Genomic DNA, 25,262 nt, shown 5'->3' with positions numbered 1-25,262 from the left:
GGACAAAATGCGAGATGCCAGACAGGGAAACCAAAGGAACGGCTACTTGGTCATCACAATGGCTTCAAGGCGCGCCTTGTCATCCTCGATCACCAACCCCGCCTGAGCTCGCTTGAGCGCTAGGGCGGCCTGCTCCTGTGCGGCTCGCCGGAAGGCATGGTCTCCAAGGCGACTGAGCGCCTTGATACAACAATCAGCGCAATGACAATCACCGTCACAGCAACCAGTCATCAACGCCCCTCCTCTATGCCCTTGAGGAATTTTTCCGTCATTGCCTTCATTTGGCGATCCGTCATCGTCGGAATGCGGTTCTTGACTTGCTTGGACCATTGATAGAGCGCCCGATTGGCAGCAAGAGAACGGCCACCGATTGCCTTGGACTCAATGACACGACTGAGCTTATAGCCCTTGGCCGCCTGTATGAGCTTTTCCTGCTGGGTCGCCATTTCCGGCAACTCCTCACGAAACTTGTTGGCCAGATCCTTTCGAAACCGCACCACATCCTTCTTCGCAAGGCTTTGCGTCGTGCCCTTTTCAAAAAGACGCGTCGGCTTGCCAACCTCGACCACATCATCACCGCGCAAGCTATGAGTAATCTTGCCTGACGGATCGAGCTTGTCGATCCGGCCCGATGTCTGGTTCATCACATCCTTGACATTGAGCCCTGTTTTGGACTGGAACGCGCCCGTGCCCTTGTCGCCCCCATAGGCATGGGCCTTGAGATCTTGCATTGTCAATTTTCCACCCGAAACCTTGTTGACGGCCTTGTCGTAATAGCGCGAGAAGAGCACCTCCGCTTCCTTGCCTTGCGCGGTGGCCGTGCCTTTGGGGGTAAAGTCGATATCGGACGCCCCGCCCCGATAGGTCATGCCTTTGCGCGCATGACTGCCGGTATTTTCAAAATGCGTCAAATGCCCCTTGAGATCAGGTCGATCCTTGTAAAGCTGTTTGACGGCCTGCTCTCTGGCGGCAAGATCAAGATCATGACGCACGGCGTCGCTCACCTTTTTGGCCTTATCTGTGAGATAGCGCGGATTCTTTTTCAGAGCTTCAATGCCAGCCTTGTATGTCTCACTGGTCGGATCAAGCCGCATATGGGGCGTGATCTTGCGGGCATCAAACTGGCCGCCAGCCTTGCCCAGCGTCTCATTAAGATTGCCAATCTTGCGGGCCGGATGGTTGGCTGGCAGCTTGGACAGCAGCTTCTTCTGCGTTTCTGTGCGGATCGCATCGGATGAACTGTTCCAGTTGCTCTTGCCTGTGGTCACCGCGACATCATCAGCGGTCCCCTTGACCGTCTTGGCCGCCCCGCGCATAGCCTTTGCTTTGGTTAGGGCACCAGCCGCCAGCTTGTTGAGAACGAAACCAACGGTGCCCTGATAAGCTCCCTCCTTGGCCCCTTCCCACAGAATAGACCCTGTGGTGCCTTCAGGATTACCAGCCTCTTTCAGAGCAGCATTATAGGTGTGCAGGGTTGCCATTGCGGCACCACGGGTCAGAACCGTGTCGAGGGTCATTGCTCCGGTCTCAACGATGAACTGCTTCATGGTATAGTCAACCTTGAAGGCGACATCTTCCTCCTGTTTGGCCACGATCCTGTTCCAGTCGCCCAGCACGCCATCCTTATCCGTTGCATCAATATCGCTCAGGTGATCCTGCATGTCCCTGAGGAAGCGAATGCGATGGAGATCTGTTTCTCCGCTGATCAGGGTTTCAATCCGGCCATCAAGCGCCCTTTTCTTGTCTGCCACCTCCTTGAGCACTTTCGGCTGCAACTTGCCTTGCTTTTTCGACGTCTGCCAGGCGTCATAGAGTGTCCTGACATCGTCGCTCTGCCCGCGATGGGACTGATCATCCAACCGCTTGATGGTGGCGCGACGCTCCTTTTCCTGCTGATAGAGGTTGCGCCCGATCCAGCCGCCATCCTCATCGCTCCAAACCTCACCATTTTCATTTTGGTCCCCATCCCTTGGGGGACGCGTCTGAGTCATGTCTCCTGAATTTTGATCATCGATGGAAGCAATGTCCCGTTCACTTTCTGGTGGAGGCAGAAAATCTCCCTTTTCTTCGGAATAGACCCATCCCTTTTCATCCCGCGCGCCTTCTTGCGGTTCGAACTCGGCGACTCCATCCTTTTCGCTATACCGCCAGCCCCGATCTTTGAAATCCTGTTGCCAAGCGTCAAACTGATCGATTGGTTCTGTCGTCGGGCTATCTGTGCGGGGGTGTTGCTCGTCATCAATCCCCTGTTGCTTCAAGGCATCTTCAAGGGCAATCGTGCCATTGCCACCAGACAAGGTCACCGGCTTGCGGTCGGGATCGTCACCATCCGGCTGATCATTGGCAACCAGCTCTTGTCGAGGCGGCTCCATTTCCTGCTGGATTGTTTCTGCGGTAATGGCCGGATCTGGCTTTGAAGCCATCGAAGGATCGAACTGATAGGTTGCTCTATAGCTCAAATGCCTTGCATCAGGATGGACCTGATAGCTTTTCCAGTTGCCGGTCAAATATGTAAAGCCCTCCTCAACCTTCATTTGATTGAGGATATGCCGCTCGCTCTGCTTGGTCATCAAGAGTGAGATGACGCCATTGGCAGAAAGTGATCCTGAAACGCTGCCTGCTTCCGATCCTTTGCCATACAGCCCATCCTGAATGTTGTTTCGACCATCACTCCATGTCCGGTCCGACATCGCATACCAGCCCTCAAGCTGCCCGTCGCGAATGACGCCTCGGGCGTCCTCAACCCATTGGGATCGAACATAGCCGCCCTCCTTGTCCGGATAGGCGGCAGTTCTGATGCAATGGACCCGAAAGCGGTCGCCGCGCACAAACAGCTTGTCACATCCCGACGATTTGGAGGTCTGATTGGGAAATGCGTCCCCTTTTGACCAATGCGTTTGGTTGCCATTGACCAGTTGCGTGCTTCCCTTGAGAAAATCCGCATCAAAATTTCTCGGATAAGACACCGTCTCCTGCGCCCTCGCACTGAAGCTGATACCAACGAAACAAAGCAGGAGGGCAAGGGACAAACAAAAGGTCGAGAGCCTTTTTTTTGTTGAATATGTCACGTCGTTCCCTCCCTGCTTTACCGCTATGCTCAATGGCGTTTCACCAGCCTAGTGCCTTCACAGATCCCACGCATCCCTGCCTTTCTTAATGCCCCAGGAGGATCGGAATTTGACCTTGTCGCCCTCTCCCGTTTCAGCCTCTGGCGCGCCATCGGCGCGATACACATAGGAGCCTTTGGCTGCCACCTTGGCTTTCCGGACAACGACTGTCTCGGCGATCCGGTCTCCAAGGCGCTGGTTGCGATCGGACCTTGCTATCAGGATGACCCCGACGAGATAGAAGAACAGCCCATCAATGAGGCGCAGGAAATTGCGGATGAACGCCTGACGCATAGAACAGGGCGAGCCATCGCTCGACACCACCTTGATACCCGTCACCAGCTTGCCAAATGACTGTCCATTGCGCCCCTCGGTGAGCATGAAATAGCCAAGCGAAGCAACAAAGCTCAGTCCCATCGTGACAAGGGCTGGTGTCCCTTCCAGAGAAAAGCCCTCTTGTGTGACCCCACCCACGTCTCCGGCCACCTGCATGCCAATGACATAGAAGATGATGAAGACGATGATCAGATCGACCAGATGAGCAACAAACCGCTTCCCCAATCCGACATAGTCCAGCGATGGGATGACAGCATGCCCCGGTTGGGCTTCCCGGCGGGACTGTGCGTCGGGTTCGCTTTGTTCAGGCGCTGCCCCGGACAGCTCAACCGCACCGCCGCATGCAGGGCAGAATTTGGCCTCCAGAGGCAACCGGGTGCCGCAATGGCTGCAAAATGACATGGTGTCCTCCCGTCATTCCAACTTGTCGTCATAAAAACGGATCGAATTGAAAATGGACCAGACAAACAGCTCATTGCGCTGCGACTGCGTTGCCTGCGTTAGAAAGCCAAAGCGATAGATCAGGTATTTTGTCTCGAAAAAGAAAGCAAATTCATGCAGCAGCTTGCCGCTTTTCTGGTCCGGATACTCGATGTGAAAAAACTCATAGGCATGGCCATCCTGCACATCCTCGAAATGATAGAGCAGACGCTGAGAGGCAATGGACGTATCGCGATAGGGCTCCGTCATGGCTTCAAGAGCGGAATAATCGGTCTTTGCGCCAAGAAAGACCCCCAAAAGCATCCCGATCGGTGGATCTTCGCCGCTTTTGGTGTCCTTTCCGACAAACAGAAGCGAGTAGCCATTGCTTTCTTCCATCAACTGGCCTTGCCAGAAGTCCGGAATCGCGAGGCGAAAACCAATCGGCTTCGTCCCATCCTGCGCAATGGAGGCGGGCAAGCCGATGGCACGACTGTCAGCCCAGCGATAAGCGAAGGGGGCATCATTCGGCAGACCGGAAGCATGGGAGGAATTGGTGGGCACAAGCAACAGCAAAGCAACACTTGTGACTATTGCCATACCGATCAAACGCATTGTCCATGACATGAACAACCCATTCACTTTACCACTTCCGCGCATATCTCGGCCCTCCCTTTCTAGGGTCTCGCCAAGGGACGCTCAGATTGTCAGAATTGCAGCTTCTTGGAATTTGGCCCCAACCCTTCTGCCGTCCCGATCCTGCCCCTTGATGATATCACGGCAGCCCATCGCAAAGCGTGAGAAAGTGCCTCACCAAGACATCTGTAGCAGTCTGCGATCAGGATCGACCACCGTCGCCGCGCCCTCTAAGATGCAAAAGGCCTTCAGGAGTCTGAGACCACTCAACATCGCCTCTTTTAAATTCAGCAAGGGATGTCAAGTAAGGCGACCACAAAGCCACTAGGCTGCGGACACTGGCAGGAACAACAAGGGCAAAGACCAGACGGCATGGTGCCTCTGCCTTCCCATTGAGGAATTAAGGTCGACGAAGGGAACGAGATGAAAACGAGCAGTGTGAATGACTATGAAGCCCGGCTGCTGCGGGTTTTGGAGCATATCGATTCCAACCTGACAGACCCGTCAAGTCTTGCAGACCTTGCCCGCATTGCGCATTTCTCCCCGTTCCATTTCCATCGCATCTTCAAGGGCATGACAGGAGAAACTGTCGGCGGCTATATCCGGCGACGGCGTCTGGAGGTGGCAGCGGAGCAATTGATCTGCGGCGATCATCCCGTCACGCTCCTCGCCTTTGATGCCGGGTTTGAAAATAGCGAGAGTTTCTCACGCGCCTTCAAGACCCATTTTGGCATGACCCCCAGCCAGTATCGTTGCACGGGCAAGTCGCCGATCACCTCGCGGGCGTTGAAAGCAGCCCGTTTGAGGATGCTGCACACGCAAGCCCGTGCACTTGCCCATTATATGAAAACAGAAGGAAGACGAACGATGTTTGACGTCGAAATTAAGAAACTGCCAGCAATTCACGTGGCCAGTTTGCGTCACATTGGACCCTACAACAAATGTGGCACAGCATTTGAAACGCTGTGCAAAACCGCAACCGAAGAAGGCCTGTTCAGACAGGACACAATGGCGATGTCGATCTGTTACGACGATCCCCATTCCGTCGATACCGAGAAACTGCGCTGTGACGTTTGCATCACTGTGCCAGAAGACACCAACGTGACAGATCCGATCAAACTGCAAACCATTCCGGCCGGGGATTATGCGGTGGCGGTTCACAAAGGCTCCTACGACACGCTTCAGGCTGCCTATGATTGGCTGTTCGGACAGTGGCTGCCTCAGTCAGGCCGCGAAGCAACCGATGAAAACTCGATTGAAGTCTATCTGACTGATCCCGCCGAAACCAAGCCGGAAGACAACCGCACCGAGATCCGTATCCCGCTGATCTGAGATTAAACACCCCTTGTGATGGGGTCCAAGACCCGCCGGGACGTCTCCTTTTGGGGATGCCCCGGCTGTGTCCGTTCTGGGGGGCAGACGCACCGGTATCGGCGCCGGTCAGCTCGATGACATCGCCTTTAAAAGACCAATACGCTGCATGCGTCCGCGGCGGATATGCCGGCGCGCAGCATCCTCGGCCGCCGTCGTGTTGCCGTCCTCGATCGCTTGATAGATCTCCTCATGATCCTGCAATGACCAGGTATTATAATCATAACGCCCCTGCGTGGTGCCGCGGATCATGCCAGCGGAAACCAGCAGAATCTCGGCGCTGCGCAGCAAATAGCGATTGCTGGCAATTCTGTATACACAACGATGGAATCGGTCGTTGATATCGAGAAAATCGGTCTCATCGGTGGCACCACGCCGCTGTTCATCCAGAATACCGCGCAATTCTATCAGATCTTCCGTCGTAGCCTTCTTCGCAGAGAGCTTGGCCGCAAGACACTCAACCGCCTCACGCATGTCATAGATTTCTTCGGCCCGCTCGATATCAATCTCGGCGACAAAAATCCGGCCACTGTCCACAGTCGACAGAAATCCCTCATTCAGCAGGCGGCGAATGGCCTCCCGAGCGGGGGTCCTGCTGACCTGAAACCGGTCACAGATATCAGCCTCGCTTACACGCTGGCCTGCGCTTAAGGCGCCATCTCTGAGCAATTCGCGCATTTTTGCATACACTTGATCGCTCAAAGGGAGGTCCGCAATGTCTTGCTGACTCCGCATGGGAAAAAATCTCCTACAATTTCAGTTGGATATTAGATATAGCCCGACGCTCTCAGATTGTAAATGTATTTAGTATTTGACTTCAACGCCATTTTTGTATACCAAAAAATCAATTGAGTTATTAAATGGATACAGCGGCGATGAGCTCTGAAATGCAAAAGAAAATATTGGTCACGCGAAACCGAATTGACAGTTCGGCGGTGGACCTGCTCAAGGAAAACGGCTTCGAATGCGTGTTTTCTCCGCCCTACGCCAAGCCTGAAGAGGTGGTAGAAACCGCCAAAGCCAACAATGTCTGCGCGATCATGGTCTCTCAGGGCAAAATCACGGATGCCGTGATCACGGCTTCTGGCGCTGTCGAGGTTATCGCCAAACACGGCAGCGGCGTGAACAACATCAATCTGGCCGCAGCCGAAAAACACAAAATCCCTGTATACAGAGCGGCCGGTGCCAACGCCCGCGCCGTAGCCGAACATGCCATCGCGCTTGTCATCGCGCTGCGCAAATCCCTGCCCTATCTGGATGATGCCACAAAGGGCGGCAATTGGCCCAAAGGCACTTTCATCGGCAAGGACTTCGCTGACACCAAACTGGGCCTGATCGGCTGTGGCGCAATCGGTCGCGAAGTGGCTGGGATGGCCATGGCGCTTGGCATGAAAGTGTCCGTTTTCGATCCTGCTTTGCTCGCCGATGGTGGCGCGTCCGGCCCTGAAGGGGCGACGGTTGTTGCTGATATCGAGACCATCGCAACCAACAGCGATGTCATCTCGCTGCATTGCCCGCTTGTTCCCGCGACCAAACATCTCATCAACCGCGCGTTTCTGGAAAAGATGCCATCCCATGCCGTAATTGTGAACACAGCACGCGGTGGCATGATCGACGAAGAGGCGCTGGCCGAAGCCTTGGAAAATGGCGTGATCGCAGGAGCTGGCATTGACAGTTTCGAGCAGGAACCGCCTGCCGCCGATGCCACGCTTTTCAAGGCTCCCAATCTGATCGCGACGCCGCATGCTGCCGGCCTCACCCCCGGTGCAGAACGCAACATGGCAACAATGGCAGCCCGTTTCATCATTGACCATTTTGAAGGTCGGGAAATTGATCCCGCCTTTCTGGCAACGTCCGCCGCACTCGGCGGTCTGCAAGAATAGGAGAGAACATGGCTGAAGGTTTCAGAATCAAGGAAAGTTGGGAGCGGGTTGATCCGGCCCTGATTGCCCGCGCGGCCAAACTGCCAGTGTCCAACATCAGCGACGTCATGAACCGCCATACCGGGGCCCCTGCCAGCATGCGTCCCCGGCATCGTCAGGGCGTTCTCGCAGGTCCCGCCCTGACGGTGAGTGTCCGTCCCGGTGACAATCTGATGCTGCACAAGGCTCTTGTCATGGCCCAGCCTGGCGACGTGATCGTTGTCGATGCCGGTGGCGCACTGGACAATGCCATCATGGGCGAGCTAATGCTCGCACGCGGCGTCGTATCCAAGATTGCCGGCGTGGCCATCTGGGGCGCAATTCGCGACCTCGACAGCATCAGCAAACAGGATGTCCCCGTTTTCTCGAGCGGCATCAGCCACCGTGGCCCATACAAGGACGGCCCGGGCGAAATCGGGCTTCCGATCGCGATTGGCAATATGACAGTCAATCCCGGCGATCTCATCGTCGGCGATTGGGATGGCCTTGTTTGCCTACCCAAGGAAAGCGCTGCAGAAATTCTCGACCGTGCTGACAAAAAGCACGCAGGCGAAGAACGTCAATATCAGACAACCATTGAAGGCAAATATAATGGCGACTGGATTGACAAGAACCTGAAAGAGCTCGGCTGCGAATTCATCGCATGATGTCCGAGATTTTCACGACAAACCAGACGATAGTCATCGAAATTCAATAGGGAGGAACCTGATCGATGTTTTTCAAACCCCTTAAAACGGCCGCGATTGTCTCGGCACTTGTGGCCACGGCAGTTCTGCCTGTCAAAGCCGCTGATTTCCCGTCCCGCGGCATCGAGTTTGTTGCCGGCTATGGTCCGGGCGGCGGACATGACACCATGTTGCGTTCCATGGCCAAGGTCATTCGGGAAACCAAACTTGTCGACGCATCCATCAACGTCGTTAACAAACCCGGCGGCGGCGGCGCCACCTCTCTTGGCTATCTGAGCAGCCACGAAGGGGACGGCCACTATCTAATGGCAGCGACCTCATCCTTCATCACCACCCCGCTGACGGCCGATGTTGGTCTGAACTACAAGGACTTCACTCCGATTGCCCGTCTGGGTATCGACCCAACCTTGCTCGTTGTTCCCGCCTCCTCCCCGATCAAGAGCCTTGATGACATCAAGACGTCCGGTCGCGTGCTCAATGTTGCAGGCGGCGGCCGTGGCCAGATCGAGCATATCGCCACGATCATGGTTTCCGAAGAGCTTGGCGTGAAACTCAACTTCATCCCGTTCCAGGGCGATGGAGAAGTGGCAAGTGCTCTGCTCGGCGGTCAGGTCGATTTTGCGATGATCAATCCGGGTGCTGTATCCGAGTTCATCAAGAGCAATCGCATGCGCGCCATTGCCATTTCGACCGAAGAGCGTGCTGAAATGTTCCCGGAAGTTCCAACCTTCAAGGAAAATGGCTACGATGTTGTTGCATCCGTCTTCCGCGGTGTGGTTGCAGCCAAAAACATCCCGGCAGAAGCCAAGGCCTATCTCTCCGAACTGGTTGAAAAACTGCAAAAAACTCCAGAATGGACCACTCAGTATCTGAAGCCAAACGGGATCATCCCCGGCTATCTGGATGCCGATGCCTTTGCTGCCTATCTGGAAAAAACCAATGGCGTCTATGAAACCAACCTGTCCAATCTTGGTCTTCTGAAAAAGAACTGATGGGCACCATGAAAACTGCAGAAATCACATTTCTGGCAATTCTGGCGGCTTTTGCCGCCAGTCTTGCGTTCGGATCGCTCGATCTCAAATATGCAGACGAGTTCTCCTTTGGTCCCGGCTTCGTCCCGCTGAATGTTGGTATCCTGATCTTTGTCTGCTGCGCAATTCAGGCCTTGCGAAGCTTTGCCAAAAGCCGGCAGGAAAAGGCCGAGACCGCGGACAGGCAGGATCAGGAGGCCAACTCTCCCAATGTGAGTGGTCTACTGATCACCGCGGCTATCATTGTTCTGGCAGTCGCTGCCATGGCACTGGGCTCTGTGCTCGCTCCCATCTTTGCAATGATTGTCCTGATGTCCTGGCGCGTCGCACGTCATCCGATCACATCCTCACTGTTTGTCGGTGCCACCACGACCGCCACCATCTATGTCATCTTTGCCATTTGGCTGAACCTGCCGGTGCTCTGAGCCGCAGCAAACAATTCACGGGACGAAACACATGCTGGATTCGTTATCTCAACTGATGATGGCGTTCAATCAGGTCGCCACGCCGGAAAACCTGCTCCTGATTTTTGTAGCAGGCTTGATTGGCACCCTTGTCGGGGCCCTGCCCGGCCTCGGGCCATCGGCGGGCATTGCACTGATGATGCCTCTGACCTTCGGAATGAACCCGATTTCAGGCCTCTCCTTGTTGACCGGTGTCTATATGGGCACCATGTATGGCGGGCGTCTGACGGCAATTCTCATCAACACCCCCGGCGATGCCCCCGCCATCGTGACGGCCATGGAAGGCTATCCGATGATGCTGAAGGGCAAGGGGGGGCAAGCGCTCGGCATCTCCGCGATTGCCTCTTTCGTTGGTGGCATTTTCGGTCTGTTGATGCTGATCTTCTTTGCACCAATCATCGCTGAATATGCCATCTTCCTTGGGCCACCAGAGTATTTTCTGCTCATGTTGCTTGGGCTTAGCATGATCATCGTGCTGGCCGGGTCCGATCCGCTCAAAGCCCTTCTGGCTACCCTTTTCGGCGTCTTGCTCAGCACCATCGGCAGCGACTATGTCTCGGGCAATGTGCGCTTCGCCGTCGTGCCAGAACTGATCGAAGGGGTGGACTTTGTTGCTGTCATCATCGGTCTGTTTGGCGTTGGCGAAGTGTTGGTCAATATCGAGGAACGCGTTAAATTGAATATGGGCAAACCCAAATTCAAATTTAGCGAATTCATCCCCGATCTGGCAGAACTCAAGCATATCAGCTTTCCAACCCTGCGCGGCTCGGTAATTGGCACAGGCATCGGCGTGTTGCCCGGAGCAGGCGCCACCATCGCCACCTTCATCGCCTATATCACCGAGAAGAAACTCTCCAAACAGCCGGACAAGTTCGGCAAAGGCGCGTCCGAAGGATTGGCCAGTCCCGAAGCGGCCAACAATGCAGCGGTTCCCGGTTCCCTCATTCCTCTGCTGACCCTTGGCATTCCCGGCTCGGGTGGCACCGCCATCATGCTCGGCGCTCTGATCATGTTTGGTCTCAACCCCGGTCCGATGCTGATGATCCAGTCGGCTGACATCGTGTGGGGCACCATCGCGGGCCTGACGATTGCCAACCTGTTCCTGCTGGGCTCCAACATCTTGCTGATCCCGGTCTTTGTGAACGCCCTGCGGCTGATTCAGAACCACCTCAATGCCATCGTCGTCGCCTTCTGTCTGGTGGGGGCCTTCTCCATCAACTATGGCACCTTCGATGTCTGGGTAACGATCGTCTTCGGTGCCATCGGCTATCTGATGAAACGCGCCAACTATCCAACCGGTCCGTTCATTCTGGCTCTGGTTCTGGCACCCTTGGCAGAAAACTATCTGCGCCAGTCGATCATGCTTGGACAAGGGTCATGGAGTATCTTTGTCAACAAACCGCTGACAATGACATTCACAATCCTGGTGTTGGGCGTTGTTGTCCTCGGTCTGGCCAAATCTCCGACCCAGAAGTTCATGAGCCGACGCCGGAACCGGGCCGCCAACTGACCTTTCAGTGAAGTGAAAGCAAGGAACAAGGTGTAACCTCGGCCGCTTCAGTTTGGAAGATTGAACGAAAATGCAACAATGCAGGCCAGTCCCCTGACTGGCCTGCATTTTTTTGTAAGCATGAAAAAGTCAAGCCTGATCTCACAAACATGAACACAGACAGCAAATCTCCTTCACTTCCCCGCTAAGCAATTGAAATTAAGGCGTTAAACTCCCTTGAATTACCAAGGGAACGCGAATGGATTCTTGGCGCAGAAGGCTTCATCTTCTGGCTTTGACCATCGATTAGGAGGCTTACTTGTCCAAATTTTCAAAGTCGCTTCAGACGGCTCTGTCCATGTTCATCCTGTGCCTGACAGCACCCACGGCCATTGCCCAGGAAGGGGCCCCGAAGCTTTCCTTCAGCACGAGCGTGGCTGTCATGGGATCCGGAAAATCGGAGCTGGGCAAGGGCAACAAACTGCAATGGTATCGCGGCAGCCTGGATGCTGCTTTAACATGGGCTCCTGAACCAAGAACATCATATGGAGCGGAATTCAGTTTGGGACGCACCCACTATGATTTCGATGCCAATGTTCTTGGCCGGAGCAAACTTGATGTTGATGAATTCAGCCTTTCCCTGCCCGTCAACATGCCTTTCATGGAGCGCGGCGGTCTGTTCTTCTCACCTCAACTCTCCTATTCGGGACAGTCAGGTGCTGAATTCGAGGACAGCATAACGTATGGCGCCATCGGCGCTGTGGCCTGGCAAATGTCACCCAACCTGTTGATCGGGCCGGGCGTCGGTGTCTTCAGCACATTTGAAGGCAGCGAAGACGACATCAGCCTCTTCCCGTTTCTGGTTTTGGATTGGAAATTTCATGACGACTGGTCCCTGTCGACAGGGGCGGGTTCGGTTGTCAGTCGTGGCCCGAACTTGCAATTGTCCTATCAGGCGAGCGATGCCCTCAAGTTTGGCGTGGAAGCCGGATATGAAAGCACGGAGTTCCGGCTCAACAAAAATCATCCGATTTCTGGTGGCATAGGCAAACAGAGCCATGTGCCGATTGCCTTCACAGCCAACTACAGCCCGCGGGAAAATCTGACCATCGCAGCCTCCGTTGGAGCCTCGCTGGGGGGGAACCTGCAGTTCAATGACAAGAACGGCAAAAAGGTCTATGACAAAGATTATGACATCACGCCGATCTTTGGCGTCAAGATGTCACTTGAATTCTAGTCGAAGAAGTGTGGCAGTGTGATGCTGCCACACTTCTTTAGGCTGTCTGGTGGCTTCTGAGATACGAGATCACCATTCGCACCACCTCTTCAGCGACAACGTCTATATATCCGGAATGACCATGGAGGACAGCGCGGTGGATGCTGCCCTCCACCGTCTCACGGATGACAAGTGCAGTGGCTGTGATGTTACGAATAGGAAGCTCGCTGGCCAGACGCTGAAACAGTCTTTGTTGTGCTGCGTCGATCTTTTCGGACATGGCGGCTCTGCTTTCCGCATTGACCGATACTGGCACGACTTCGGTCAGGACGCGATGCAACTCAGGCTCATTTTGGTGGAGGTCAACCGTTGCCCGAACCAGCCTGCGGATCGCATCGTCAAGCGGCAACGATTCCGCTTCTGCAAATGCCTTCTCCATGATGGCAGACGTCTCATGATGATGTCGACGCTGCAACTCCTCGATGATCTCATCGCGATTGGAGAAATATTGATACAGCGACCCAATGCTCATTCCGGCTCTTTCGGCAATGCGTGTCGTATTGGTGGCTTCATATCCGACGTCTGCCAGCAGCAACTGCGTACTCTCTAATACCGCTTCCACCATGACTTTTGCTCGCTCCTGTTTGGGGCGCCGGCGAACGGACGATTGAGATGGCGTTTTCTTGCTGTTCATCAGAGTGCTCCGTGCTCGGTAGAACATGAATGAGAGGCTACGTGCTTTATGATCAATTAAATTTTAGTCATATAAATCAAAAAGATAAGTCAATCATTGCGGTCAATCGAATGCGAATTAAAAATATGAGTGATTCTTCATATTATGGCACTGTCAGCCATTTTTCCAAGCCTCGTTTGGGGATATTTTGAAAATAGTGAAGGAATGCACTTTGAGATATTTCTATTACATTATTGTTGCAATCGCGGCCTGCTATGGGGCGTTATTCGTCGCCTTGCAATTGCCAATGGTGTCGCGCACCCAACCCATCGAGGCGGCGTTGCCGATCTCCCAGCTTGCAAATCCGGCTAAGGCCTTGACCTTTGCACGCGCCAATGTTGACGGCATGCCCCACATGCTGTTGGTCACCGAACTGACGGGGCAAGGAGCCAAGGCCATAGATCTCAGTGTGATGGCTGGGAGAGACCTCAATGATCCTTTTGATGCTCTGGACCATTTTGGACGACCGGCACTCGTCCAGATGGCTGATGCGCACCAGAAGACGGCCCAATCGTTCGATCAGACGCAGTTGCTTGCAGCTGTTCAAGGCTCCCGACATATTTCCTTTGGAACGAACTTTCTCGATCACGGAACAGAGGTGCACAACGAAACCCCGTTCTATTTTCCCCGCCTCACCGAACCAACTCCCTCCATATCCAGCCTGGCAATCGACCCCGAGCACCAGATGATTGATTATGAGGTGGAACTTTGCATGAGCTTTGACCGCCCCATCGCAAAGCTCGAAGATTTTGACGCGGCGCGGAAGCTGGTTTTCCTTTGCGGAGACTTCAGTGATCGCAAGGTGATGCTGGACGGAATGCCTGACAATGAAGAAACCCTCAGTGGCATTGGTTTTACGGATGCAAAGAGCTTGCCCGGTTTCTTCCCCACCGGCCCCTATATGGTGGTGCCAGATGACTGGCAGGCCTTCATTGCAAGCGAGGTGATTGGCACCAGCCTGAACGGCGAGCCTATGCAGTTGACCACTGGCAACATGATGATCGAGGACTTCCGCTCCATGACCGATATTGCCTTGAAGAGCGGATCAGAGACAAAATGGACTCATCACGGCAACCCGGTTGGCCTTCTGCCCACGGGGCGCATCGAGACCCAGCAAGTGCTTCTGTCCGGCACCACCGAAGGGGTGTTGTTTCGTCCCCCCAGCCTCAAAGCCAAGATCACCCTAGGTGCAAAATACGCCATGACAGGGCGTTTCTTGACCGGAATGTCGGGATTTCGATCAGTCGTCAATGACTCGATCAACGCCGCGATCACCGACAAGATCATGCTAATGCCCGGTGACAAGGTAAAGCACCATTCCAGTCGCCTTGGCATGATCGTCACAACAATCAAAAAGCGAAATTTGGACATGCCCTGACCCACTTGAGGCTATTCGATCTATCGTGATCCGCGATAAAATGGAAAAAGGTGTATCGGATTTCCCATCGAGTTTTGGGTACCAAACCGCCAGCCGAGAAGAATAGTCTTGAAAAGACACAATTTGATTGTAGCCAATTCGCTTACTTGGTTGCGGTTGAAAACCAGATTTTGGAGAAGGTAAGGCACAATGACACTCGAACGAAAAGTCGCGAATGTTTTTAGGCTTACAGATGAAAACTGGATGAAGCATTCCAACCCTTGGAGTGTCTGGACAAGATATTCTGTCCTCCCCATTATTGTATTGGCTTTTTGGAGTCGGGTCTGGATCGGTTGGTGGTGTTTGATCCCAGGGCTCGCATCCTTGTTTTGGATGTTTTTGAATCCCATCTTTTTTCCCAAACCAAAATCAACAAAGAACTGGGCCTCCAGATCGGTGCTGGGCGAAAGGGTTTATCTCAACAGGGACAGGATCGACATTCCGGAGATTCACAAAACTCCTCTTTACTCAATACTCAATACGATTTCTTCAATCGGTATGCTGATAGCAATCTGGTCGATCATCTACTATTCCATTTGGGGCGCAGTCCTTGGCGTCGCCTTGGCCTATCTGGGGAAAAGTTGGTACCTTGATCGAATGGTCTGGCTATATGAAATGATGAAGTCGGAAAGCGAAGAATACCAAAGTTGGGACTACTAGAACGCTCGCTCTGTTTTCCTTTGTGAACCTCACCCGCGAAAAGCGTAAGTCAACTGAGAACAAGAGAAAATTTGACTGCGCTATGTTGGCCAGCAACCGGGGCCACAAAACAAAGGCTGATGCCAGATACAACATCTCCAACCACGTCAATATAGTCTGCAATCCCAAACGCAAGGAAACACCCAAGGCCATATTGGCGCAGGGAGCACCAGAGCCTGAAGCATTCCGACCCGACATGGCCGAGCGCTATCGACAGGAAATCGATGGTTTGCTCAAGTCGCGCAATGGCGATATGGCAGGCAATCTGTCAGCTACAACAAATCGGGAGAAACCAGAGAGATTGAAGGATTTGCCGTCAGTCCTGCAAGAGCAACAAAAAACAGGACAAATTGGTTGCGGGGGCAGGATTTGAACCTGCGACCTTCAGGTTATGAGCCTGACGAGCTACCGGGCTGCTCCACCCCGCGCCAATGAAACACATCTGTGTTTCGCGCAATCCATGACAAACCGCCTGCCAGAAGGCAAGTCAAGAAACCGGAATTCTTGAAGTTGGTTGCGGGGGCAGGATTTGAACCTGCGACCTTCAGGTTATGAGCCTGACGAGCTACCGGGCTGCTCCACCCCGCGTCATGGAAGTGTCATCTTTATAGAGGCCTTCGCAGAATATGAAACCCCCAAATCCGGTTTTCCCCTTCTTTCCTCGAAGGGCTGGTTTGTTCTGCTTGCATAGCCTTTCAAAAGGTAAGAGAATCCGCGTCTTGCCTTTTCAGATGAAACCAAGGCGCATTCAGAACAGCAACTCGACAACGGTCAAGCGGACCAGACAAACCCAAAATCCGGGCCCCATTCCCGGATGGATGGCTGATCTTATCCCCGCTCACGCATCAAGCGGGCTTTGTCGCGCTGCCAGTCGCGCTTCTTGGCGTCCTGCCGCTTGTCATAGTCCTTCTTGCCCTTCGCCAGGGCTATCGCCAGCTTGGCAATACCCTTGTCATTGAAATAGAGCTTCAGCGGCACAATGGTCATCCCATCGCGCTGGACCCCTTGCAGCAATTTGGCGATTTCGCGTTTGTGCAACAGCAATTTGCGTGGACGGCGTGGTTCGTGGTTGAACCGATTGCCCTGATCATATTCGGGTATATTGGAATTGATCAGGACAATTTCACCATTTTCGTCTGACGCATAAGACTCGGCAATGTTGGCAACACCCAGCCGCAAGGACTTCACTTCCGTGCCCTTGAGCTGCAGCCCTGCCTCGATCACATCGCCGATCTCATAATTGTGTCGCGCTTTCCGATTCTCCGCGACAACACGGTTGTTCGGATCGCTTTTCTTCTTTTTCTGTGCCATGGCAACACAGATAAGCCCTTTAGATCAGACCTGCAACCTTCATTGCATCTTCAATCTCGGCTTTCACCTCTTCCTTGGCAGAGATCAGGGGCAGACGGATCTCATTTTCGATTTTCCCGAGCACCGACAGTGCATATTTGGCACCAGCCGGGCTTGGCTGGAGGAACATGGCGCGATGCAACGGGGACAAGAGGTCATGCAATTCCAGCGCGGTGGTCCAGTCCCCTTCCAGACAAGCCTCCTGGAATCGGCTGCACAGGCGCGGAGCCACGTTTGACGAGACCGAAATACAGCCCACACCACCCTGCGCGTTGTAACCAAGTGCGGTTGGATCCTCACCGGAAAGCTGGATGAAGTCCGGCCCCATCGCCAAACGCTGACGGGTGACGCGGGTAAGGTCTGCGGTTGCATCCTTGACACCAACGATATTCTCGCAATCCTCAAACAATCGCGCCATGGTCTCGACGCTCATGTCGATTACGGAGCGAGGCGGGATGTTATACATGATGATCGGCAAGGAAATCGCATCAGCAACTGCCTTGAAATGCAGATAGAGGCCATCCTGACAAGGCTTGTTATAATAAGGCGTTACCAACAGAACCCCATCGGCACCGGCTTTCTCGGCATGTTTGGCAAGATCGATCGCTTCCGTGGTCGAGTTAGAGCCCGCACCCGCAATCACGGGCACACGCCCATTTGCGACCTTGACGCAGGTTTCGACAACTTTCTTGTGCTCATCATGGCTAAGCGTTGGGGATTCTCCGGTGGTGCCCACCGGCACAAGACCATGCGTACCTTCAGTGATTTGCCAGTCGACAAAAGACTCAAAGGCCTTGTAGTCCACAGCGCCGTCACGAAAAGGGGTGATAAGAGCGGTGCAAGATCCTTTGAACATGCTGCGTTTCCTCTTTTTTGGTGGTCTGAATATTATTTTCAGCGCACCTTTTGTCATTTTAACTAAAAAATCCGGCAAATTGCCGAATTAACCGCCGTTTCCGGCAATTTGCCGTAAGCTTGGGCGCATAACACCACGATTTGGCCTGTCATGCAACAAAATCGAATCTGTCATCCCCGAAGGGATTTATTCATCATAATTTTGCAAGATTGATGTCCCAAAGAAAGATAAACCGATAAATATGAAAATTTTCAAGCAGGTATGCTCTCATCTATGCACAGAATTGCGCTAACGGCCTTAACACTGATCGCCCTGTCAGCCCAAAGCCTCGCCCAAAGTGCAGGTATCGCCCCGCCTTTGCCGCAGCCAAAGCCGGATGCAGCGCCAGTCGCGGCCCCTGTCGCGGCCCCCGTGCCGCCCCCTGTGCCGGCTCCACCTGCGGCTGGGTCGATCACCCCTGCTCCGGTCAATCTGACCCGTCAGACCGTCGAGCATCTGATCGACACCCATGGCATAGACAACGGCCAGCATCCCGAGAGCCTGTCGGTCCTGCCCAAGACCAAACCGGGTCTCACTCCGATTGCTGCCGCATCCCAGCCAGCAGCAACCAGCCAACCAGTCAAAGCGGCCTTGCCGAAGGTGGAACGCCATCGCACAGACATTGCCGCACAACGAGGCTCGCTTGAACAGGCCCTTGATGCGCTGTCGAAACGCAAGCCCAAGGTGGCTCTGGCGATTCACAAAGGCATGAAGCCTTCGCTTGACCGGGCAATCCTGACCTACATCCTGACCGTCGGCGCCTATCGCGATTTTCCTGCCTATGAGATCAAGTCCTTTTATGACCGCAAAACCAACTGGCCCAGTCGCAGCCTGACGGTGCGCAGGATCGAGGAAGCGCTCGCCCGCGAAACTCCGCCCGGCCCGGCCCTGTCTCGTGCCTTTGGCAACCAGATCCCGAAATCCACCAGTGCAGCCATTGAGGTGGCCATCGCCCATGCCCGTTCTGGCAAAGCCAAACAGGCGGCAAGGATCATTCGTCCAATCTGGCGCGGCGAAGGTTTGTCCGCCAAGCTTGAAAGCCGCATCCTGTCGAACCTACGCTCCGTGCTGGGCCGCGATGACCACTTCCACCGTGCCAGCTATTTGCTCTATCGCGAACGCGCCAATGGGGCAATCCGGATGAAAAAGCTGCTGACCAACGGCCAAAAACGTCTGGTCGACGCACGCGTGGCGGTCATCCGCAAAAAACGCAATGCCAGCAGCAAGTTAAGCGCGGTGCCGCGTTCGCTCCGCGCCGATCCGGGCTACATCTTTTCTTACATCCAGCATCTGCGCCGCAGCGGCAAGGTCACCAAAGCTGCCGATATGCTGATCAAGGCCCCGCGTGACCCCAAGAAGCTAATCAATCATCGTGAATGGTGGATTGAACGTCGTCTCCTGTCGCGCATCATGCTCAACAAGGGCGATGCCCGCCGTGCCTACAAGATTGCAGCCCGCCACACGGCCCAGTCTGGCAAGGATATCTCCGAGGCGGAGTTTCATGCGGGCTTCTTTGCTCTGCGTTATCTCAAGGACCACAAGACCGCAGCGGTGCATTTTGAAAAGAGCTGGAAACAGGCGAGCCGAGACCGGGACAAATCCCGCGGCCTCTATTGGCAGGGCCGCGCATGGGAAGCCGCTGGCAACCGGCAGGTAGCAGAGAAATTCTACAAAGCGGCCGCCAGTCCGGTTTATTATTATGGCCAGCTGGCGCTCGAAGAGCTTGGCCAGACACGGTTGCGCCTGTCCCATCCACCAGCCGCTAGCGCCGAGGTCAAGGCACGATTTGACCGGCGCGAACTGGTCAAAGCCATCAAGCGCCTGAAGGCAGTGGGTCACGGCAAACGCTCCGGTCCGCTCTTCCGCCATCTGGCCCGCGCCCTCGATGATCCGTCCGAAATCGCGCTCGCGCACCGTCTGGCCCAGAACTATGGCCTGCATCAATATGCCGTCCAGATCGGCAAGATTGCCCTTAGTCGTAACATGCCCGCCCACAAGATGGCCTTCCCGCTCAATGTTATTCCACGCTCGGCCAAGACCAATGGCGTCGACAAGGCCCTGATTTATGCCCTGACCAAGCAGGAAAGCGTCTTCAACATTCAGGCCGTCAGCCATGCCAACGCGCGCGGTTTGATGCAGATGCTGCCCGCCACAGCCAAAAGCACCGCACGAAAAGTCGGAGTGCGCTATTCTCGCGCCAAGCTGACAAGCGACCCCAAATATGCCGTGCGGCTGGGCAGCCATTTCCTCAAGGAGAATCTCGACCGCTTTGGCGGCTCCTACATCCTCACTTTCGCGGCCTACAATGCGGGCCCAGGCCGTCCACCCCAGTGGATCGAACGCTTTGGCGATCCGCGCACCAACCGGGTCAGCGCCATCGATTGGGTGGAACGAATTCCCTTCACCGAAACGCGGGACTATGTCATGAAGCTGATGGAGAATTTGCAGGTTTACGAGGCGCGAATCCATGATCGCCCGCTGGACATTTCCAAAGACCTGAAACGCGGCCAGCCATAGCGCGCAACGCGCGACACTGCTGCGGCCTCTGAGACTTTCTATCTCTTGGCAGCAGGCATGAGACAGGGTAAGACGAAAAGAGAGGCAGGTTGTTGTCATGACCTGCCTCCTTTTATGGGAGTGACAAGGATGAGCGACCCAATGCAGCCGATTGTAAGACGGTTTGAAATCACCGCTGGTGACGGACTGATCCTGCGAGGCGAAGTCTTTGGCGATCGCTTGTGGACGGGCACACCGGTCATTTGCCTGCCGGGCCTCACCCGCAACAGCCGGGACTTTCACCCCCTTGCGGAGCGTCTTGCCAGCGACCCGGACAATCCCCGCTTCGTGATGATCCTCAACAGCCGCGGACGTGGTCCGTCGGACTATGACAAGAATCCGGAGAATTACAACATTGTGGTCGAGGCCAATGACGCCCTTCATGCGCTGGCCGCAGCCGGACTGCATGAGGCCGTTTTCATCGGCACCTCGCGTGGCGGCCTTCTCACCATGGCCATTGCGGCCTTGCGCCCCACAGCCATTGCAGCAGCGGTGATGAATGATATCGGCCCGGTGATTGACGTCACGGGTCTGGCTCGCATCAAGACCTACCTCAATCGCGCCAAGCCGGTGGAGGACTGGGACGATGCAATCTCGTTCGTCAAGATTGCCAATTCCGGTCAGTTCGAAGCCCTGAGCGAAGAAAACTGGCAGCAAATGGCCCAAATGACTTTCCGCGATGACAATGGCAAGCCAGCCAGAGACTATGATATCGCCATTGCCAAGGCCATGAATGACGTTGATCTTTCAATTCCCTTGCCAGACGCCTGGCCACAATTCCTCGCCATGTCCCACGCGCCGGTTCTGGTGCTGCGCGGCGCGCATTCCGACATTCTGAAAGCTGAAACAGTCCGCCAGATGGTGGCCCGCCATCCCGATTGTCAGGCTCACGAAGTGCCGGGACAGGGGCACGCTCCGCTCTTCGTCAAAGACGAGCTCAACGATTTGGTTGCCACCTTCCTCGCCGAGGTGGACACAAAGCGCGCCGAGCGCACCCCATGTGCCAACCCGGCCTTCCAGACCGAAACCGAAATCACCTATCTCGAACATCCCAATCAGCCCGATGAGGACAAGATTCCCGAGGCCACGCCGGAAGAGACCCCGCCCCCAAGGGAGCTGACCGAGGAGGACATTCGCCGCGCCAAAGAGCAGAAACTACAGGATGTGCTCGACATTGCCAGCGAAATGGCAGCCATGGTCGAAGAAGAGAAATCCGCCTCCCACCGATAGCGGGAAATCGCACTTTGCTTGATTGTCTTCTCGACAATTTATCACTAGAATGCCGCACTGTCCCGGGGTGCTCGGATGTCTCAAAGTTGGACAATCCGAGCTGAGATGCACCATCGCGAACCCGTAGAACCTGATCCGGATCACACCGGCGTAGGAAGAGACGAAGCTTTTTCCAAAGCCTCCCTCCCCACGACCCAATCCGGTCAATCGCTTGGGCGTCTTGCCATCATCATCGTTGGCCGGGCGCCTCCCCCATTGTGACGGCCTGCGCGCTCGCGCAAATCCCTCACGCCCGTTGGAGACAACCCACCCGTTGGAGACAACCACATGAAGGCATTGACCCTTTCTCTCATCAGCGCCGCCCTCTTAGCGTCCACATCCTTTTCGGCAACCGCCGACGACAAGCCGACCCTCACCGTCTACGCCTATGATTCCTTTGTTGCCGAATGGGGCCCCGGCCCTGCCATCAAGAAAGGATTTGAAGAGACCTGCGGCTGCACGGTGACTTATGTCGCACCCGGGGATGCAACCGAGACCTTCAACCGCGTCCGCCTTGAAGGCAAGAACACCAAAGCCGACATTCTGGTTGGGCTGGACTCAAACCTTGTCGCCGATGCCGAGAAAAGCGGTTTGTTCGAGGCCCACGGCCTGACGACAGATCACCTCTCCCTGCCGATTGACTGGGATGCCTCCACCTATATGCCGTTTGACTGGGGCTATTTTGCCTTTGTCTATGACAGCAACAAAGTGGAAGACGCGCCCAAGAGCTTCGATGAGCTGCTGAATGCGCCCGAAGATCTCAAGATCCTCATTCAGGATCCACGCTCTTCCACCCCGGGTCTTGGATTGCTGCTCTGGATCAAGGATGTCTATGGCGACAAGGCCGGCGAAGTCTGGGCCAAGCTTGCCCCACGTATCGTCACCGTCACCAAGGGCTGGTCGGAGGCCTATGGCATGTTCCTTGAAGGGCAGGCCCAGATGGTGCTGAGCTATACCACGTCCCCGGCCTATCACATCTTGGCAGAAGAAAAGACCAACTATCACGCAGCAGCCTTTGCCGATGGTCACTATATGCAGGTTGAACTGGCCGCCATCACCAAAGCGAGCGCCCACAAGGACCTCGCCAAGAGCTTCCTTGCTTATCTGACTGGCCCGACCGCGCAAAAGGTCATTCCGACCACCAATTGGATGTATCCGGTGGCGCTTGACAAGGCCGAGTTGCCAGAAGCCTTTGGCACACTGGTCCAACCGGACAAAGCCCGCCTGATCGCACCCAAGGACGTCCCGTCGATCCGCCGCGAAGCACTGGATGAATGGCTCACGGCCCTCAGCCAATAATCTCTCCTTGATCTATGCATCGCCCGGACCACCGGGCGGTGCGTCCCACTGGAAAGGCAACAACGTGCAGCAGAAGGCGAAAAGCGGCATTTTCGGCTACGGCATCCCCGCCGCCTTTGCCTTTGCGTTCCCCATCGGGTTGGTCATTGCCAGCCTGATCGCCCTTTGGTCGGTCGCCAGTGACAGCCTGTCCGATGGCTCTCCGCTAACGGCTCTCATCGATCTTGCCTCGGAGCGCTATATTCGCCGCGCCATCTTCTTCACCCTGTTGCAAGCCACCCTTTCCGCCTTGCTCTCCACTTTGCTGGCCATCCCCTTGGCCCGTGCACTGGCCAGCCGTGATTTTCCAGGCAGAGGCGCGATCCTGTCCCTGTTCGGTGCCCCTTTCATTCTGCCGGTGATTGTCGCCATTCTCGGCCTGATCGCCATCTGGGGCCGCAATGGCCTGATGGCGAAAGCGTCCGCAGCGATCAGCCTGCCAGAGCTGCCTTTTTATGGCCTGTTCGGTATTCTGCTGGCGCATGTCTTTTTCAATCTGCCACTGGCAACCCGCATTCTGCTGCAAGGCTGGCTGACGATTCCGTCCGAGCATTGGCGTCTGGCCGCCCAATTGGGAATGAAGCACGCTCAGGTCGCTCGCCATATCGAGTGGCCGATGCTCCGCGAACGCCTGCCCGGCATATTCGCGCTCGTCTTTCTGCTCTGCGCCACCAGCTTCACGGTTGTGCTGGCGCTCGGTGGCGGCCCCAAGGCAACAACCATCGAGCTGGCCATCTATCAGGCCATCCGTTTTGAATTCGATCTTGAACGCGCCGCGATCCTTGCTTGCATTCAGATCCTGCTCTGCGCCGGATTAGCCTTGCTGTTCCGCACCATCACCAAAGACCATGACACGGGCCAAAGCCTTGGCGGTCTGATCAACCGACAAGACCGCACCAGCCCGCTTCTGCGTCTGCTCGATGGCATGGTGATTGCTCTGGCACTGGCCTTTCTGGCCTCCCCTTTGCTTGCAGCCTTTGGGCGCGGCGCGCTCAGCCTGATGGTGCATGGTGTGGATCTGGATGCCATATTGATGGCAAGCCTGCGCTCTGTTAGCGTTTCTCTGGGCGCTTGCACCATCATGCTGTTGATCAGCCTGCCGCTGGCGCAAATGTCGCTGCATCTCAAGGGCAAAGGACGGCGCATTGGCGAGCTGCCGGGCTTTGCCATCCTCGTTGCCCCACCCATTGCCTTGGGTGCCGGGCTGTTTGTCATGCTGCATCAACATATTTCGGTCGATGATCTGGCCCTGCCCCTCACCAGCCTGCTCAATGGCCTGCAAGCGGTCCCCTTCGCGCTCATAATCCTGTCTCCCGCCATGGCGCGGGTTGAGCGCGATTATGGCCGTCAGATCCTCCATCTCGGCATGGATCGCAGGGCCGCCATCCGGCTGGTTCATTGGCCACTCATGCGCCGGCCGTTGGGCCTCAGCCTTGGCATCGCCGCGGCCTTGTCGATGGGCGACCTCGGGGTCATCGCCCTGTTTGGCTCCCCTTCAGAGCCGACCTTGCCGCTTTATCTTTACCAGCAAATGGGCGCCTACCGCATGGATCAGGCCTATGGCTCCGGTCTGCTCTTGACCCTGTTTGCCTTTGCTGTCTTTCTCCTCTTTGACAAGGGACTTGGTGGCCGTGATCGAGATTAAAAAGCTACATATCGCGCTGGATGACTGGCAACTGACCGCAGATCTGTCGCTCGCACAGGGCCAGTTCTGCGCCCTGATCGGTCCGTCAGGTGCGGGCAAGAGCACCATCCTCAACGCCATTGCCGGCTTTTTGCCCATCGGGCCGGGACAGATCCGCATCAACGGGCAGGATCTTGCACCCCTGCCCCCTGCAGCACGCCCGGTCGCCATGTTGTTTCAGGAGCACAATCTCTTTGCCCATATGTCCATCGCAGACAATGTGGCCCTTGGCATCAATCCCTCGCTCAAACTGACGGTGGCTGAGCAAGGAGCCGTCGCCGAAGCACTCGATCAGGTCGGCCTCACGGACATGGGCAACCGCCTGCCCCGAGCCCTCTCCGGCGGCCAGCGCCAACGCGCCAGTCTCGCCCGCGCCATGCTGCGCAAAAAGGATGTTCTGCTACTTGACGAGCCCTTCGCGGCACTGGGACCAGCCCTGCGCAAGGAAATGCTGGCTTTGGTCGCGGATCTCTCCCGCCAGAATGGCCAGACCGTGATCATGGTCACCCACCATCCCGAAGACGCAAAAATCGCCTCCGACATCACCGCTTTGGTCGATGAAGGTCACATCGCCCAGTGCGGCCGGACCGATGCCGTCTTTGCGTCCCCTTGCGAGGCACTCAAGCGCTATCTTGGCCTATGA

General features: G+C 55.4%; 23 protein-coding genes, 2 tRNA genes and 1 riboswitch. Of the genes, 15 read left to right on the top strand and 10 right to left on the bottom strand.

Annotated elements, in window-relative coordinates:
• Positions 1–42: 42 nt before the first annotated feature.
• From FDK21_RS03255 to FDK21_RS03240, 4 genes are all read right to left on the bottom strand, one after another.
• A complete protein-coding gene (locus tag FDK21_RS03255) occupies positions 43–231 on the bottom strand; it encodes a hypothetical protein (protein ID WP_138147489.1) in 189 nt (62 codons plus the stop codon).
• The gene (locus tag FDK21_RS03250; RefSeq protein ID WP_138147488.1) at positions 231–2,966 is read right to left on the bottom strand and encodes a hypothetical protein; all 2,736 of its coding nucleotides are present in this window, start codon (positions 2,964–2,966) and stop codon (positions 231–233) included. The genes FDK21_RS03255 and FDK21_RS03250 overlap by 1 nt, the downstream gene beginning before the upstream one ends.
• A 159-nt stretch (positions 2,967–3,125) precedes the next feature.
• Entirely contained in the window at positions 3,126–3,845 is a 720-nt protein-coding gene (locus tag FDK21_RS03245) for an RDD family protein (RefSeq protein ID WP_138147932.1), read from the bottom strand.
• Between the two features lie 12 nt (positions 3,846–3,857).
• Positions 3,858–4,523 (bottom strand): hypothetical protein, encoded by a 666-nt coding sequence (locus FDK21_RS03240; protein WP_138147487.1) that lies wholly within the window; start codon positions 4,521–4,523, stop codon positions 3,858–3,860.
• A gap of 399 nt (positions 4,524–4,922) precedes the next feature.
• On the opposite strand from FDK21_RS03240, the gene FDK21_RS03235 reads away from it, so the two are divergent.
• Positions 4,923–5,831 carry an AraC family transcriptional regulator gene (locus FDK21_RS03235; RefSeq protein WP_138147486.1) on the top strand — a complete coding sequence of 303 codons (909 nt, stop codon included), beginning with the start codon at positions 4,923–4,925 and terminating at the stop codon, positions 5,829–5,831.
• Between the two features lie 108 nt (positions 5,832–5,939).
• Here FDK21_RS03235 and FDK21_RS03230 read toward each other — a convergent pair whose 3' ends face one another.
• Positions 5,940–6,572, bottom strand: a complete 633-nt coding sequence (locus tag FDK21_RS03230) for a GntR family transcriptional regulator (protein ID WP_171021929.1) — start codon at positions 6,570–6,572, stop codon at positions 5,940–5,942.
• A gap of 185 nt (positions 6,573–6,757) precedes the next feature.
• Here FDK21_RS03230 and FDK21_RS03225 point away from each other — a divergent pair, with 185 nt between their 5' ends.
• The 6 genes from FDK21_RS03225 (at position 6,758) to FDK21_RS03200 (ending at position 12,699) form a co-directional block, all read left to right on the top strand.
• The gene (locus FDK21_RS03225; protein ID WP_171021928.1) at positions 6,758–7,753 is read left to right on the top strand and encodes an NAD(P)-dependent oxidoreductase; all 996 of its coding nucleotides are present in this window, start codon (positions 6,758–6,760) and stop codon (positions 7,751–7,753) included.
• An 8-nt stretch (positions 7,754–7,761) separates the two neighbouring features.
• Positions 7,762–8,439 carry an RraA family protein gene (locus FDK21_RS03220; RefSeq protein WP_114009209.1) on the top strand — a complete coding sequence of 226 codons (678 nt, stop codon included), beginning with the start codon at positions 7,762–7,764 and terminating at the stop codon, positions 8,437–8,439.
• Between the two features lie 65 nt (positions 8,440–8,504).
• A complete protein-coding gene (locus FDK21_RS03215; RefSeq protein WP_114009210.1) occupies positions 8,505–9,470 on the top strand; it encodes a tripartite tricarboxylate transporter substrate binding protein in 966 nt (321 codons plus the stop codon).
• 8 nt (positions 9,471–9,478) lie between these two features.
• Positions 9,479–9,934 (top strand): tripartite tricarboxylate transporter TctB family protein, encoded by a 456-nt coding sequence (locus FDK21_RS03210; RefSeq protein ID WP_171021927.1) that lies wholly within the window; start codon positions 9,479–9,481, stop codon positions 9,932–9,934.
• 31 nt (positions 9,935–9,965) lie between these two features.
• Positions 9,966–11,483, top strand: a complete 1,518-nt coding sequence (locus FDK21_RS03205; RefSeq protein WP_171021926.1) for a tripartite tricarboxylate transporter permease — start codon at positions 9,966–9,968, stop codon at positions 11,481–11,483.
• 298 nt (positions 11,484–11,781) lie between these two features.
• Positions 11,782–12,699: a DUF6268 family outer membrane beta-barrel protein gene (locus FDK21_RS03200; RefSeq protein ID WP_138147482.1), complete on the top strand. Its 918-nt coding sequence runs from the start codon at positions 11,782–11,784 to the stop codon at positions 12,697–12,699.
• A 37-nt stretch (positions 12,700–12,736) separates the two neighbouring features.
• Here FDK21_RS03200 and FDK21_RS03195 read toward each other — a convergent pair whose 3' ends face one another.
• On the bottom strand, positions 12,737–13,372 hold the full coding sequence (locus FDK21_RS03195; RefSeq protein ID WP_171021925.1) for a TetR/AcrR family transcriptional regulator: 636 nt from the start codon (positions 13,370–13,372) through the stop codon (positions 12,737–12,739).
• 211 nt (positions 13,373–13,583) lie between these two features.
• Here FDK21_RS03195 and FDK21_RS03190 point away from each other — a divergent pair, with 211 nt between their 5' ends.
• The 3 genes from FDK21_RS03190 to FDK21_RS03180 all read left to right on the top strand — a co-directional run bounded on the left by FDK21_RS03190 (position 13,584) and on the right by FDK21_RS03180 (position 15,900).
• Positions 13,584–14,789, top strand: a complete 1,206-nt coding sequence (locus tag FDK21_RS03190; RefSeq protein ID WP_138147481.1) for a fumarylacetoacetate hydrolase family protein — start codon at positions 13,584–13,586, stop codon at positions 14,787–14,789.
• A gap of 189 nt (positions 14,790–14,978) precedes the next feature.
• On the top strand, positions 14,979–15,488 hold the full coding sequence (locus FDK21_RS03185) for a DUF6653 family protein (protein ID WP_138147480.1): 510 nt from the start codon (positions 14,979–14,981) through the stop codon (positions 15,486–15,488).
• A 22-nt stretch (positions 15,489–15,510) separates the two neighbouring features.
• On the top strand, positions 15,511–15,900 hold the full coding sequence (locus FDK21_RS03180) for a hypothetical protein (protein ID WP_138147479.1): 390 nt from the start codon (positions 15,511–15,513) through the stop codon (positions 15,898–15,900).
• Here FDK21_RS03180 and FDK21_RS03175 read toward each other — a convergent pair.
• The 4 genes from FDK21_RS03175 to dapA form a co-directional block, all read right to left on the bottom strand.
• Positions 15,879–15,955, bottom strand: a tRNA-Met gene (locus FDK21_RS03175). The genes FDK21_RS03180 and FDK21_RS03175 overlap by 22 nt on opposite strands.
• 83 nt (positions 15,956–16,038) lie before the next feature.
• Positions 16,039–16,115: transfer RNA gene (locus FDK21_RS03170), tRNA-Met, on the bottom strand.
• Positions 16,116–16,355: 240 nt separating this feature from the next.
• Positions 16,356–16,838: an SsrA-binding protein SmpB gene (gene smpB / locus FDK21_RS03165; protein WP_114009217.1), complete on the bottom strand. Its 483-nt coding sequence runs from the start codon at positions 16,836–16,838 to the stop codon at positions 16,356–16,358.
• Between the two features lie 19 nt (positions 16,839–16,857).
• The gene (gene dapA / locus FDK21_RS03160; protein ID WP_114009218.1) at positions 16,858–17,733 is read right to left on the bottom strand and encodes a 4-hydroxy-tetrahydrodipicolinate synthase; all 876 of its coding nucleotides are present in this window, start codon (positions 17,731–17,733) and stop codon (positions 16,858–16,860) included.
• A 273-nt stretch (positions 17,734–18,006) separates the two neighbouring features.
• On the opposite strand from dapA, the gene FDK21_RS03155 reads away from it, so the two are divergent.
• The 5 genes from FDK21_RS03155 (at position 18,007) to thiQ (ending at position 25,262) form a co-directional block, all read left to right on the top strand.
• Positions 18,007–20,289: a lytic transglycosylase domain-containing protein gene (locus FDK21_RS03155; protein ID WP_114009219.1), complete on the top strand. Its 2,283-nt coding sequence runs from the start codon at positions 18,007–18,009 to the stop codon at positions 20,287–20,289.
• Between the two features lie 129 nt (positions 20,290–20,418).
• A complete protein-coding gene (locus FDK21_RS03150; protein ID WP_171021924.1) occupies positions 20,419–21,558 on the top strand; it encodes an alpha/beta hydrolase in 1,140 nt (379 codons plus the stop codon).
• Positions 21,559–21,611: 53 nt separating this feature from the next.
• Positions 21,612–21,733, top strand: a riboswitch (TPP riboswitch).
• 152 nt (positions 21,734–21,885) lie between these two features.
• Positions 21,886–22,896 carry a thiamine ABC transporter substrate binding subunit gene (thiB, locus tag FDK21_RS03145; protein WP_138147477.1) on the top strand — a complete coding sequence of 337 codons (1,011 nt, stop codon included), beginning with the start codon at positions 21,886–21,888 and terminating at the stop codon, positions 22,894–22,896.
• Complete coding sequence (locus tag FDK21_RS03140; RefSeq protein ID WP_138147476.1) at positions 22,868–24,580, top strand: thiamine/thiamine pyrophosphate ABC transporter permease ThiP; 1,713 nt, start codon at positions 22,868–22,870, stop codon at positions 24,578–24,580. The genes thiB and FDK21_RS03140 overlap by 29 nt, the downstream gene beginning before the upstream one ends.
• Complete coding sequence (gene thiQ, locus FDK21_RS03135) at positions 24,567–25,262, top strand: thiamine ABC transporter ATP-binding protein (RefSeq protein WP_138147475.1); 696 nt, start codon at positions 24,567–24,569, stop codon at positions 25,260–25,262. The genes FDK21_RS03140 and thiQ overlap by 14 nt, the downstream gene beginning before the upstream one ends.

The organism is Cohaesibacter sp. CAU 1516 (genome assembly GCF_005771485.1).
Classification (GTDB): domain Bacteria; phylum Pseudomonadota; class Alphaproteobacteria; order Rhizobiales; family Cohaesibacteraceae; genus Cohaesibacter; species Cohaesibacter intestini.
This window is presented reverse-complemented; position numbering and strand designations above follow the sequence as displayed.

Bases quoted from the DNA above. Each gene is read 5' to 3' on its own strand.
- FDK21_RS03215 (WP_114009210.1), top strand. From the start codon at position 8,505: ATGTTTTTCAAACCCCTTAAAACGGCCGCGATTGTCTCGGCACTTGTG.
- smpB (WP_114009217.1), bottom strand. From the start codon at position 16,838: ATGGCACAGAAAAAGAAGAAAAGCGATCCGAACAACCGTGTTGTCGCG.
- FDK21_RS03235 (WP_138147486.1), top strand. From the start codon at position 4,923: ATGAAAACGAGCAGTGTGAATGACTATGAAGCCCGGCTGCTGCGGGTT.
- FDK21_RS03195 (WP_171021925.1), bottom strand. From the start codon at position 13,372: ATGAACAGCAAGAAAACGCCATCTCAATCGTCCGTTCGCCGGCGCCCC.
- FDK21_RS03205 (WP_171021926.1), top strand. From the start codon at position 9,966: ATGCTGGATTCGTTATCTCAACTGATGATGGCGTTCAATCAGGTCGCC.
- FDK21_RS03255 (WP_138147489.1), bottom strand. From the start codon at position 231: ATGACTGGTTGCTGTGACGGTGATTGTCATTGCGCTGATTGTTGTATC.
- FDK21_RS03240 (WP_138147487.1), bottom strand. From the start codon at position 4,523: ATGCGCGGAAGTGGTAAAGTGAATGGGTTGTTCATGTCATGGACAATG.
- dapA (WP_114009218.1), bottom strand. From the start codon at position 17,733: ATGTTCAAAGGATCTTGCACCGCTCTTATCACCCCTTTTCGTGACGGC.
- FDK21_RS03185 (WP_138147480.1), top strand. From the start codon at position 14,979: ATGACACTCGAACGAAAAGTCGCGAATGTTTTTAGGCTTACAGATGAA.
- FDK21_RS03220 (WP_114009209.1), top strand. From the start codon at position 7,762: ATGGCTGAAGGTTTCAGAATCAAGGAAAGTTGGGAGCGGGTTGATCCG.
- FDK21_RS03140 (WP_138147476.1), top strand. From the start codon at position 22,868: ATGAATGGCTCACGGCCCTCAGCCAATAATCTCTCCTTGATCTATGCA.
- FDK21_RS03225 (WP_171021928.1), top strand. From the start codon at position 6,758: ATGCAAAAGAAAATATTGGTCACGCGAAACCGAATTGACAGTTCGGCG.
- FDK21_RS03245 (WP_138147932.1), bottom strand. From the start codon at position 3,845: ATGTCATTTTGCAGCCATTGCGGCACCCGGTTGCCTCTGGAGGCCAAA.
- FDK21_RS03210 (WP_171021927.1), top strand. From the start codon at position 9,479: ATGAAAACTGCAGAAATCACATTTCTGGCAATTCTGGCGGCTTTTGCC.
- thiB (WP_138147477.1), top strand. From the start codon at position 21,886: ATGAAGGCATTGACCCTTTCTCTCATCAGCGCCGCCCTCTTAGCGTCC.
- FDK21_RS03150 (WP_171021924.1), top strand. From the start codon at position 20,419: ATGAGCGACCCAATGCAGCCGATTGTAAGACGGTTTGAAATCACCGCT.
- FDK21_RS03155 (WP_114009219.1), top strand. From the start codon at position 18,007: ATGCACAGAATTGCGCTAACGGCCTTAACACTGATCGCCCTGTCAGCC.